At 60.6% G+C, this 12,171-nt stretch carries 8 protein-coding genes and 2 tRNA genes; 2 read left to right on the forward strand and 8 right to left on the reverse strand.

All coding sequences use genetic code 11. The features are described from left to right. Positions 1-63: 63 nt before the first annotated feature. The 4 genes from KGB29_RS02630 to KGB29_RS02645 form a co-directional block, all read right to left on the reverse strand. The gene (locus tag KGB29_RS02630; RefSeq protein ID WP_150812925.1) at positions 64-1,359 is read right to left on the reverse strand and encodes a virulence factor family protein; all 1,296 of its coding nucleotides are present in this window, start codon (positions 1,357-1,359) and stop codon (positions 64-66) included. After that, a complete protein-coding gene (mprF, locus tag KGB29_RS02635) occupies positions 1,359-4,001 on the reverse strand; it encodes a bifunctional lysylphosphatidylglycerol flippase/synthetase MprF (RefSeq protein ID WP_150812926.1) in 2,643 nt (880 codons plus the stop codon). Before mprF ends, KGB29_RS02630 begins: the two co-directional genes overlap by 1 nt. Positions 4,002-4,280: 279 nt before the next feature. Then, positions 4,281-4,357 (reverse strand) — tRNA-Met (locus tag KGB29_RS02640). A 232-nt stretch (positions 4,358-4,589) separates the two neighbouring features. Beyond that, positions 4,590-4,666: transfer RNA gene (locus KGB29_RS02645), tRNA-Met, on the reverse strand. Positions 4,667-4,966: 300 nt separating this feature from the next. Here KGB29_RS02645 and dinB point away from each other — a divergent pair. Next, entirely contained in the window at positions 4,967-6,028 is a 1,062-nt protein-coding gene (dinB, locus tag KGB29_RS02650) for a DNA polymerase IV (protein WP_150812927.1), read from the forward strand. Between the two features lie 98 nt (positions 6,029-6,126). Here the strand turns inward: dinB and KGB29_RS02655 are convergent, their stop codons facing one another. The 4 genes from KGB29_RS02655 to KGB29_RS02670 all read right to left on the reverse strand — a co-directional run bounded on the left by KGB29_RS02655 (position 6,127) and on the right by KGB29_RS02670 (position 10,949). Beyond that, entirely contained in the window at positions 6,127-7,080 is a 954-nt protein-coding gene (locus KGB29_RS02655) for a hypothetical protein (protein ID WP_057716137.1), read from the reverse strand. Positions 7,081-7,099: 19 nt separating this feature from the next. Next, positions 7,100-8,815, reverse strand: a complete 1,716-nt coding sequence (locus KGB29_RS02660) for a proline--tRNA ligase (RefSeq protein ID WP_057716136.1) — start codon at positions 8,813-8,815, stop codon at positions 7,100-7,102. A gap of 143 nt (positions 8,816-8,958) precedes the next feature. Then, a complete protein-coding gene (locus KGB29_RS02665) occupies positions 8,959-10,518 on the reverse strand; it encodes an AmpG family muropeptide MFS transporter (protein WP_057716135.1) in 1,560 nt (519 codons plus the stop codon). A gap of 44 nt (positions 10,519-10,562) precedes the next feature. After that, positions 10,563-10,949, reverse strand: coding sequence for an MGMT family protein (locus tag KGB29_RS02670; RefSeq protein WP_223473832.1), 387 nt, complete (start codon positions 10,947-10,949; stop codon positions 10,563-10,565). Between the two features lie 130 nt (positions 10,950-11,079). Here KGB29_RS02670 and KGB29_RS02675 point away from each other — a divergent pair, with 130 nt between their 5' ends. Then, on the forward strand, positions 11,080-12,087 hold the full coding sequence (locus tag KGB29_RS02675) for a DUF481 domain-containing protein (protein WP_090453513.1): 1,008 nt from the start codon (positions 11,080-11,082) through the stop codon (positions 12,085-12,087). Positions 12,088-12,171: the final 84 nt, after the last annotated feature.

A 12,171-nucleotide genomic window follows, 5' to 3' on the forward strand; every position in this document is an offset into this window, starting at 1 on the left:
TGTTGAATGAAAAAGCCCCCGCTATCGTGAGATGGCGGGGGCTTTTCTTCAGCGAGGCTCAGATCACTCTTGAGCTTCTGCTTCTTTGGCTTGACGCTTCTCGATCACATCCACCAAACGCTTGGCCAGCGCTGGGTAGTTCTCGTCGAAGTGGTGGCCGCCAGGCAGCTTGATGGCTTCGCCTACTGCCGTCTTGTCGGTGCAGCCACTCTCGTCGGTTTCTTCTTCGCCGTAGATGCACACCACTTTGGCGGCTGGCAGCCGGGCCATTTCCGGGCCGGTGGCGGCTTCTTTGCCGGCATTGCCGAGCCAGCCTTCGACTTCGATCTCGAAGCTGCCGGTACGGGCGAAGGCCAGCAGGATGATCGCGTCGACGCGTTGCTGTTCCGATTCGGCCAGGCGGTTGTAGATCGCCGGCAGTACGTCGGCGCCGAACGAATAGCCGGTCAGGATGAAGCGCTTGGTGCCCCATTTCTGCCGGTAGTGTTGCATCAGTTCAGCCAGGTCCAGCGCGCTTTGCTCCGGGCTCTTGTGCTGCCAGTAGTAGCGCAGGGTATCGATGCCGACCACCGGGTAGCCGATCTTGGCCATCTCGCCCGCCACGTCGCGGTCGAGGTCGCGCCAGCCGCCGTCGCCGGACAGGAACAGGGTCACGGTGTCACTGGCCTGGCCCGCTGGCACTTCGACCACCGGGATCTGCAGGCCGCCAGCGGCTTTATCGCCACCGACGAGGATCTTGCGCAGTTCGTTGTTCAGCACTTGTGGCAGGTTGATGTCGTAGTCGCTGATGCTGGTTTCGGCGTTCGGTTGATCACGCACGAAACCGGCACTGGTGTCGTCCGGGTTGTCGTTCCACGCGACCAGCCAGTGACCGTGGGCCGCGCTTTTGGGCAGCAGGTGAGTGCAGCCGCCCTTTTCCAGGGCCAGGTCGACCGAGACGGCCTGGGCCTTGTCGTCCTTTTGCTCGGACAACCAGCGCCAGGCCAGCACGGCGCCAGGGCCGATGCCGCTGACCAGGGTCGCCGGGCCTTTGAGTTCGCGCAGGCCCGATTGCAGGGCGCGGCTTTGCAGCAGGCAATCCTTGGGCAGGATCACCTGGACAATTTGCGCCGAACCACTGCGGCTCAGGGTCATCAATTGCTTGTCGCTGAGTTTCTGGTCTTCGTTGACCGCCACCAGCACCTGGGCGCGTGGCGTTGTGCCGGGGATGACACGGGTCATCGCCGCACCATCGGCCGGGGTCAGCAATTCGAGGGTCGGCTCCGGTGCCGGGCGTTTCAGGTACCAGAAACCGCCACCGAGAATCAGGGCCACTATCACCAGCGTGCCCAATACATACCGCAAGGAGCGTTGAATCATCAGCGTTTCACCAATCCGGTCAAGCCACCCGCGATCAGGGCAGCAGTGTCGGCCAGCGCAACCAGCGGATCGAGTCCGGCGGGCACGGCCATATAACGGGGTTCCCAATCAGGCTGGAACTTGTCTTTGAAACGGCGCAAGCCTTGGAAGTTGTACAGCTGCTCACCACGGCGGAATACCATCGAGCCAAGGCGCTGGGTCAAGGGTGCGCCTCGACGGGGTTGCAACCCCGACAACGGCACCATGCCCAGGCTGAAACGCGCGTATCCATGATTTTTATAATGTTGAATCAGGCCGACCATCATGAACTCCATGGTCAGCTTCGGAGCATCCGGGTGCGCGCGCATCAGGTCGAGGCTGGCTAGGTCATGGCCGTAGGTCTCGAGCAGGTTGGCGAACGCCACCGGGCGCCCTTCGAAACGAATCACCGCGATGCGGAAATGCTTGAGGTAGTCATCGCTGAAGCGACCCAGTGAAAAACCTTTCTCCCGGACATTCTTGCCGGTCAGCCAGGCATCGGAAATTACCTTGAGCTCATCCATCGGCGCCTGGCCGGGTTCATGGATTTCCAGGGAAAGGCCGTCGCGGGTGCCACGGTTCCAGGTGTAGCGCAGGTCCTTCATCTCTTTGCCCTTGGCTTCGAGATCAAAACGCTTGAGGTCGACCCGGGCTTCTTCGCCGAGCTTGATCGCGGTCAGGCCGATGTCCATGTAGTACGGCAGGTTCTCTGCACGCACTTGATAGAACACGGGGCGGGCGTGGTGGATGTCGCAAAGGTCGCGGAACTGCCAGATCATTTCCGCCCGTTGCTGGCCCGGGCCGATCGGGTCATACAACGCCACCAGGCTGCGACCACGGCGGGCGTACATCAGGAACGCCTCGTCGTTGGGGTGGAACAGCAGCGCCTTGTCGCCGGTCAGGGCCAGGCCGCCATCCGGTTGGGCCGATGCCATGAGGATCTTGCTGGCGCGCTCCAGTTCGTCGGGTGTGGGCAGGTGAATGACCGGGCGCGCGGTGCGCAGCAGCCAGGTCAGGGACACCACCACCAGCAGCACGGCAGCCCCGAGCAGCGAGCGCAGGCCGCGAGGGGCATCGGCGTCCAGAGTGAACTGCCACCAGAGCTGGTGGCTGTACGGAACGTCCTGATAGGCGAACAGCAGCAACCAGATCGACGCACCGAGCACGCACAGGCTGGCCACCAGGTACAGCGGCGAGAACGGTACTTCGGTCAGGCGGCTGGGGCGATAGAACGAGCGGCGGAATACCCCGAGCAGGCTCGCCGTCAGCACCATCAGGCTGGCTTCTTCCCAGTCGAAGCCTTTGAGCAGTGAGAGCAGGGCGCCGACCAGTAACAGAATGGTGGTCAGCATCCACGCGGCCGACAGCCGGCGACGCAGCCCCTGGGCCAGCAACAGGCAAAGTACGCCGACCAGGCTGGCGCCAAAGTGCGAAGCATCGACCAGTCGATGGGGGATCAGAAAACCGATGTGTTCCAGGCGCGTATCGATTTCCGGAGTGACGCCGGAGAACAGCAGGACAACACCGGACAGGAACACCAGCACCGCCAGTATCGGAGCCGCCAGACCCGAGGCAGCGCGCAACGTCTGGCGTGTCTGGAACAGGCGCTGGCCTTCGTTGATCAGCAGCAACAGGCAGGCCACCAGCAAGGGCAGGACCACGTAGATCAAGCGATAGAGCAGCAGGGCGGCCGCCAGTGGCGCAGCACCCAGGGTGTCGGAAAACGCCGCCAGCAAAATGGCCTCGAACACCCCGACACCGCCCGGCACATGGCTGAGCACGCCGGCAGCCAGCGCCAGCAGGTAAACCAGAAGGAACGCACCGAAGGGCGGTGTTTCCGGCAGCAGCAGATAGAGCACGGTCGCGGCAGCGGCTACGTCCAGGGCGGTGATGACCAATTGCAGGAAGGTCAGGCGACGCCCGGGCAGGCGCAAGGTGCGGCGCCCGATCCTGACCAGCAGGCTGTCCGGGTAAGGCTGTTCCGGCAGCCGACGACGGTAGATACCGATGGCCAGCACCGAAAACAGCACGAGCACGGCAGTCGCCACCACGCCGAGCAACGTCTCGGAGAGTCCCAGGGCGGAGGACGCCGCTGGCAGGTCGCTGAGCGTCGCCAGGGCCGCCAGTGGTGGCAGGGCGCAACCCAGCGAGAGGCTGGCGAACAAAGTCATGCGGGCGACTTCTGCCGCTCCCAGGCCATGACGGGCATAGAGGCGATAGCGAACCGAGCCTCCCGACAACATTGAAAGACCGATGGCGTTGCCGATGGCAAAGGCCGTGAAACCGCCCAGAGCCAGCGTGCGCGGTGCCAGGCTCGCCCCGGCATAGCGGCTGGCTGACCATTCGTAGCCGAGCAGAATGATGAAGCCCACTACAGTTGCAGCCAGTGCGCCCATCAAGGCAGGTTTCGGAACGTCGAGGATCGAGTCGTGCAGGGCGTTAAGGTCGAGTTCGCTCAACAGGTGGCGACAGGCAATCAGCGCGATCGCGAACAGCAGCAGGGTGACCGCCAGGCCAATGGGTTGACGGTATTTGCTCAATCGATCAAGCAGGCGCAGGCGCTCGGCATTGATCGGTTGTGTCGCTGTGACAGTGTCTTGTGAATCAGACGAGTTGGCGCGCATCAATCACCTCTTGGATCGTGCGCGACAGGATGGAGGTATCCAGCCAAGTTACCAATCCCTGTAGAAAAAAATAATCACAAATATTAACGCCTATCACCCGGCAACAGGGATGGCGCGGTATCAGTCGCGGAGGCTTCAGCCTGTGATAGAGCATAGTCTGAACCCGGCACATGGGTGACCCCCAAGCGGCTTGCTACACAGTGACAGGTCATTGTTGCGAAAGGACTTTTTCAACAGACACAAAAAAGGCCACTCTTTCGAGTAGCCTTTTTTGATGTTTGGTTGCGGGAGCCGGATTTGAACCGACGACCTTCGGGTTATGAGCCCGACGAGCTACCAGACTGCTCCATCCCGCGTCTGTGTGGCGGCATTCTATAGAGATGCGCCGGGGTGTCAACCGTTAATCCTGAAGCAGGTCAAATAAATGCTGAATCGCGGCAAACGGTCGCAGGGATGGCCTAAGTTTCGGAATCAGAACGATTTCCGGTTTCGCTCTCGTTGAGCGTCCAGGCCTTGTTCCTGCGTTCGGTGCTATAAAACGAGCACGCACAAAAAAGGCCACTCTTTCGAGTAGCCTTTTTTGATGTTTGGTTGCGGGAGCCGGATTTGAACCGACGACCTTCGGGTTATGAGCCCGACGAGCTACCAGACTGCTCCATCCCGCGTCTGTGTGGCTCATTCTATAGAGATGCGCTCGGGTGTCAACCTCCAATTCCGATAAAACCTCTTCCCGTTCAATCGCTTAGCGTTCAAAAGGGGAGGTCGACCGGTCTGTGAGGCAGGCAGGACAAGGCCTGCGAGTCTATTGAAAGTATTTTTTCGATTGAAAAAATAAATTCACAATCGACTCTTCCCACAATTGGAAAAGAACATTCAGACTACTGGTGCTATATACAGGTGTCGGTGAGATACTGTTTGTCCGGCACGCCATGACGCCTTTTCCTTGCCATGAACACAGCTTTGCTATGACCCAACGCAAGATCATCCACGTCGATTGTGACTGCTTCTATGCAGCCATCGAGATGCGCGACGACCCACGCCTGGCCGGTAAACCACTGGCGGTAGGTGGGGCGGCGGACCGGCGCGGGGTGATCGCCACCTGCAATTATGAGGCGCGAGCGTACGGGGTGCGTTCGGCGATGTCCTCCGGGCATGCCTTGAAGCTGTGCCCGGACCTGACCATCGTCAAGCCACGCATGGATGCCTATAGAGAAGCGTCCAGGGAAATTCATGCGATCTTTCGCGATTACACCGAGATCATCGAGCCGCTCTCGCTCGATGAGGCGTACCTTGATGTGTCGGACAGCGCGCATTTCGCAGGCAGTGCAACGCGAATCGCCCAGGACATCCGGCGCCGGGTCTCCAACCAGTTGCATATCACCGTGTCGGCGGGTGTGGCGCCGAACAAGTTTCTGGCCAAGATTGCCAGTGACTGGAAAAAGCCCAACGGCCTGTTTGTCATCACACCGGACCAGGTCGAGGACTTTGTCAGTGGTTTGCCTGTGAGCAAATTGCACGGGGTCGGCAAAGTCACCGCCGACAAGCTCGGCAAGCTGGGTATCAGCGATTGCCTGCAATTGCGCGAGTGGGACAAGTTGGCGCTGGTGCGTGAGTTCGGCAGCTTTGGCGAGCGACTCTGGAGCCTGGCCCGTGGGATCGACGACCGTGTGGTGCACAACGACAGTCGTCGTCAGTCGATCAGCGTTGAAAACACCTACGATGTTGACCTGCCGGACCTGAAGAGCTGCCTGGACAAGTTGCCCGAGCTGCTGGAGACCCTGGCCGGTCGCATGGCGCGGATCGACAGCAGCTATCGTCCGGGCAAGCCATTCGTCAAAGTGAAGTTCCACGACTTCACCCAGACTACATTGGAGCAGGCCGGGGCAGGGCGGGATCTGGGCAGTTATCAGTTGATGCTGACCCAGGCCTTCAATCGCGGCGGTAAGCCGGTGCGGTTGTTGGGTGTCGGGGTGCGGCTGGAGGACTTGCGGGGTGGGTTCGAGCAGATGGAGTTGTTTGAGCGGTAGTTTTGTGGTGAATGTGCGGGCCCCTTCGCGAGCAAGCCCGCTCCCACATTGGATTTGTGAACACCTGAAATCCTATGTGGGAGCGAGCCTGCTCGCGTTTAGTTCAGCCCCGGATTCGCTACCAGTCGCTCGCCATTGCGGGCCAGTGACTTGAGGAATTCGGTCTGCAATTCGGGATCATTGCGTGTCAGTTCGATCAGGCTCTGTTCCAGTTCACTGGCTTCCTCTTCAAGACCCAGCTCCGACAGGCGCTTGACCCGGTGGACCCACTGATTGACTTCGTCGCCCTCGAGATCGTCATAAATCAGCCCGTGGGCCTCATAGAGCTTGCTGCGCAAGGTGCTGCTGACGGCTAGCGAGGAGTCGGTGTGTACGTCGTCCTTGGCATCCTCGACACGAATCAGCAACCGGCTCAGGTGATTGATGTCATGTTCAGCGAACGGGTTGTCCAACAGATTCAGGCGCAACACGCCGTTTTTGTCGGTGGTCAGTTCGAAGGTTTCCTTGCCGGCCTTGACCTCGACCGGGCGCTCGCTCCAGGGCAGGCTTGAGTACTCCGTGCGCTTGTCGCGCTGGACTTCATCGATACCGGCCAGGTTCTGCTGCGCGCGACCGTGGGACTGCACGTTCATGAACGGGTTGAGCCCGGCGAAACCGTAGCTCAGCCAGTCCTTGGTCACGCTGTCCGGCAAATTGCCGAGGGCGAACACATTGACCACGTTGGCACCGACACCCGCTACCACGGCCACCGCGCCCAGCGGGATTTCGTAAATCTCCCGCCAGGGTTGGTACGGCGTATAGCGGTCGTAGTGACGCGTGACTTCGTATTCGGTGACTTCGAAAGTCTTCTGCTCGTGGATTTTCACCCGCCGTTGCGGAAGCTCAAGCACCTTGGGCTCACCGACATCGATCTGCAGGCTGTGATCGAGCAATTTGCGCTCGACACGTTCCTCGTGCTCGCTGCGTTGTGACATTTGATTGGCACAGCCGCTGACCAGCAGGGCGCCGCACAAGGCGGCACCACCGAGGCCTAAGGTGTTTCGCTTGAACATGACGTCTCTATATCTGCTATCAGCGGCGGATGCGGGCCTGAAGGAAGGACAGTACGTCGGCGACCGGCAGCGCTTGTGCGTCGGCCTCGGTACGGCTCTTGTATTCCAGGTTGCCTTCGGCCAGGCCGCGGTCGCTGACCACGATCCGGTGTGGAATGCCGATCAGCTCCATGTCCGCGAACTTGATGCCCGGGCTGGTTTTCTTGTCACGGTCATCCAGCAGCACTTCGAAGCCGGCAGCGGTAAGTTGCGCGTACAGTTTGTCGGTGGCTTCGCGAACCTGCTCGGTTTCGTAGCGCAGCGGCACCAGGGCAATCTGGAACGGCGCGAGGGTGTCGCTCCAGATGATCCCGTTTTCGTCGTTGTTCTGCTCGATGGCAGCCGCCACCACGCGAGACACACCGATGCCGTAGCAGCCCATTTCCAGGGTGACCGGCTTGCCGTTCTCGCCCAGCACTTCGCATTTCATCGCTTTGCTGTACTTGTTGCCCAGCTGGAAGATGTGCCCGACTTCGATGCCGCGCTTGATCTCCAGGGTGCCCTTGCCGTCCGGGCTCGGGTCGCCGGCCACGACGTTGCGCAGGTCGGCAACGGTCGGAACAGGCAGGTCGCGTTCCCAGTTCACGCCGAAGTAGTGTTTATCATCGATGTTGGCACCGATGCCGAAGTCGCTCATCAGCTCGACCGAACGGTCGATGATGATCGGCAGCGGCAGGTTCAACGGGCCGAGGGAGCCGGCACCGGCGCCAATGGCCTCGCGCAGTTCGCCTTCCGAGGCCATGACCAGCGGGCTGGCAACGCCTGGCTGGTTGGCGGCCTTGATTTCGTTCAGCTCATGGTCGCCACGGATGATCAGGGCAATCAGCTTGCCTTTCTCTTCAGCATGCACCACGAGGGTCTTGATGGTTTTCTCGATCGGCAGGTTGAACCCTTCGACCAGTTGCGCAATGGTCTTGGCGTTCGGTGTGTCGACCAGGCGCAGCTCTTCTGTCGCAGCGGCACGCGAGGTTTCGCGAGGCACGGCTTCGGCTTTTTCGATGTTGGCGGCGTAGTCGGAGCCGTTGCTGAACACGATGTCGTCTTCACCGGACTCGGCCAGTACGTGGAACTCGTGGGAGCCGGCACCGCCGATGGAGCCGTTGTCGGCTTCTACAGGGCGGAACTTCAGGCCCAGACGGGTGAACACGTTGCAGTAGGCCTGGTGCATGCGGTCGTAGGTGACCTGCAGCGAAGGCTGGTCGGCGTGGAAGGAGTAGGCGTCCTTCATGATGAATTCGCGGCCGCGCATCAAACCGAAGCGTGGGCGGATTTCGTCACGGAATTTGGTCTGGATCTGGTACAGGTTGATCGGCAGCTGCTTGTAGCTGCTCAATTCGTTGCGCATCAGATCGGTGATGACTTCTTCGTGGGTCGGGCCGGCGCAGAAGTCGCGACCGTGGCGATCCTTGAAGCGCAGCAATTCAGGGCCGTACTCTTCCCAGCGCCCGGATTCCTGCCACAGCTCAGCCGGTTGCGTGCTTGGCATCAACACTTCGAGAGAGCCGGCAGCGTTCATTTCTTCACGAACGACGGCTTCGACCTTGCGCATTACCCGCAAGCCCATCGGCAGCCAGGTGTACAGGCCTGAGGCGAGTTTGCGGATCATGCCGGCGCGCAGCATCAGCTGGTGGCTGATCACGACCGCGTCGGAAGGCGTTTCTTTTTGTGTGGCGAGCAAAAATTGACTGGTGCGCATGGTTGGCCGTTATCGATTGCTGATGACGAGATATGACGGAGCATTGTACGGGCGAGATCCGCTGGCGTACAGGCGTGCGGTCGGTGGTGTGGCAGGAGGGCGCGATTCACTCGGCCCTCCGCGATTCTTCCTGCGTAAAGAACCTACGATTCTTCGGCGACCGGGGTGTGCACCGGTTCCGGTGTAGGTGTCGGACCTTCACGGCGGTTCTCCTGGAACCAGTGCAAGGCGATCAACAGCAGGGTCGGGACGCCCAGCAGGGCGGTAATCAGGAAGAAGTCGTGATAACCGAACTTCTCCACCATGACCCCTGAGTAGCCGCCGATCAGGCGTGGCAGTAGCAGCATGATCGAGCTGAGCAGGGCGTATTGGGTGGCGGAGAATTTGAGGTTGGTCAGGCTCGACAGGTAGGCGACGAACGCCGAGGTCGCCAGGCCCGAGCTGAAGTTGTCCAGGGAGATGGTCAGCACCAGCATGTTCAGGTTGGGGCCCATGTCGGCGAGCATCAGGAACAGGATGTTGGTCGCCGCGGAGGCGACACCGCCGATGAACAGGATCGGCAGGATGCCGAAACGCACGATCAGCAGGCCGCCCATGCCAGCGCCGACCAGGGTCATGATCAGGCCGAAGATTTTGCTGACGCTGGCGATCTGGTCCTTGGTGAAGCCCTGGTCGATGTAGAACACGTTGGCCATCACGCCCATGACCGTATCGGACATCCGATAGGTGGCGATCAAGCCGAGCAGCAGCAGCGCTTGCCAGCGGTATCGCAGGATGAAGTCGTTGACGGGTGTCAGCACTGGCGCCAGGCCACGGCGGCCCATGGCCGAGAGGCACAGGGCGGTGAGGGTGGTATAGAGAATCGCGCGCAGGAAGGCGCGGTCCTCCAGCAGCAGGTCGAGCAGGCTCTCGCCTTCGAACAGTACGCTGGCGAAGTCGGTGTTGTAGAGCTGGGTGAACATGGCCGGCACGGACACCAGCAATACGATCAGCACGAACACCGAGGCCAGTTGATGCACGAAGCTGTAGCGCCCGGCCTGCAGTTGCGTGCGCAATGGTACTGGCGGCTCGCGCATGAACAGGGATGTCAGCAGTGCCGGGACCATCAGGGCACCGAACAGGATGTAAGTGCCGGCCCAGGCCGAATGCTTGTAGTTGAAGCCGGTGGAGCCAAAACCTTCGGCGAAGTACAGCGCGCCTGCGGTAGCCAGCAGCGCGGCGACCCGGTAACCGGACATGTAACTGGCGGCCAGTGCGGCCTGGCGGTTGTCTTCGGCGATTTCCAGACGGTAGGCATCGACCGCGATGTCCTGCGTCGCTGATGCGAAAGCGACGACGACGGCAATGGCGATCAGCCAGGACAAATGCTTTTGCGGGTCGCAGAAACCCATCCCGATCAGGCCAAGGATAACCAGTGCCTGGGACAGCACGAGCCAGGACCTTCGTCGACCGAGTTTGCCGAGCAATGGCAGTCGCCATTGGTCGAGCAGGGGTGACCAGACCCATTTGAAGGCATACGCCAGGCCGATCAGGCTTGCATAGCCAATGGTTTCACGCGCCACGCCGGCTTCACGCAGCCAGACTGAAAGCGTCGAAAACACCAGCATGTAGGGCAGGCCGGCGGCGAAACCAAGCAGCAACAGCACGAGTGTCGAGGGGCTGGCATAAGCGGCGAGCGCGGCGCGCCAGGTTTTACGGGGCATGGGCTGGAGTCTGCCTCAAGAAATACGGAAACAAAGCGCGCACTCTAACCGCTGTGCTCTACCGGACGCCAGCCATGGCGCTGAATATCAACACGATTGTTCAGGACACTGATGCCCTCCATGCGTAATCGTGCGCGCTGCTCATCGCCCGAAGGGCTGCCGACCGGCAGGCTGATACGCCCGTTCGCGCCCAGAACACGGTGCCAGGGTAACTTGCTGTCGCCGGGCAGTTGACTGAGTGTGCGCCCGACCCAGCGGGCGGCGCGACCCAGTCCTGCGAGCTCGGCCAACTGGCCGTAGCTGACGACTTTGCCCTCGGGTACTTGTGCCAGCGTCAAATACAGCGCCGTGCGTCGGATTTGCGCGGCACTCTCGGGGTCTTCGGTTGGATCGCTCACGTCCGTCAGTCCTGAAGAAGTTTGCCTTACCATCTGTAGAGTAATTCCTGCGCAGGAAGTTGAGAAATGAACTCAACAGAAATAGTCGGGTCAGTCCTTGTCAGGGCCTTGTTCCTACGGATAATGCCGACTTTTCTCGCAAGCCTGAGCCTGTATTTTGCTTATGTTGTCCAGATCCCTGCTGTGTCTCGCCGTCCTTGGCGCATCCTCTCCCTTGCTGGCCGATACCGTGTGGTTGAAGAACGGTGACAAGCTGAGCGGCAAGATCACGCTGTTCGATGGCGGAAAGCTGCTGATCCAGACCGAGTACGCCGGTGCGGTGACGATCGACTGGAAACAGGTCAAGACCCTGGACAGCGATCAGGAGTTGCTGGTCAAGCAGGATGCCTACAGTGGTGAGAAAGCCAAATCGTTGAAAGCGGCGGACGACGGCAAGGTCACGCTGGCCAACGGCGAGGGACCGAAGACGGTCGAACTGGCGAGCATCCAGCAGATTCTCAAGCCAAAACCGGTGGTCGAGGATCTGGTGTGGAAAGGCAACGTCGATGTCGCGCTGGATTATCAGCGGGCGGAAAACGACACCGATGACTACGACATCGACTTCAAGACCAGTGCGCGACACGGGCGCTGGCGGCACACCGCTGAAGGTGAGTACAACCGTGAGTTCCAGGACGACGTGGTGACCACGGACAACTGGCGGGCGGAGTACTCCATCGACCGATTCCTGACCGAGCAATGGTTCTGGCAGGGGCGCCTGGTCTACAAACGCGACAAGGTCGAAGACCTTTCCCGTCAACGCACCGTCGGTACCGGTCCCGGCTATCAGTTCTGGGATAACGAACTCGGGGCGTTCTCCCTGGGCTCGCTGGTCAACCGCACGGACTATGAATTCTCCGATGGCAGCGAGGAAAATTTCTACGCCTTGGCCATGAAGTGGGACTACAACCGCTACCTGATCGGCAAACGTGTCGAGTTCTTCACCAATGGTGAGGTCGGCAAGCCGCTGTCGGGCGTGGCCGACTACGCGCTCGATGCCGAGATGGGGTTGCGATACAAGGTGACTGACTGGGCTTCGCTGAACCTGAAGGCAGAGCGCGATATCATCAGCGGCGCCGACGATGCGGATCTGGACAAGACACGCTACACCGCAGGGTTTGGCGTGACCTGGTAAGAGCATCAAAAAATCGCCGCCTTCGACAGCGCCTGCAGGGGCAACCCGGGAGCTGTCGAAGGCGGCGATCTTTTTTGTGTGGAC

Source organism: Pseudomonas sp. BF-B-30 (assembly GCF_019956305.1).
GTDB lineage: Bacteria > Pseudomonadota > Gammaproteobacteria > Pseudomonadales > Pseudomonadaceae > Aquipseudomonas > Aquipseudomonas jessenii.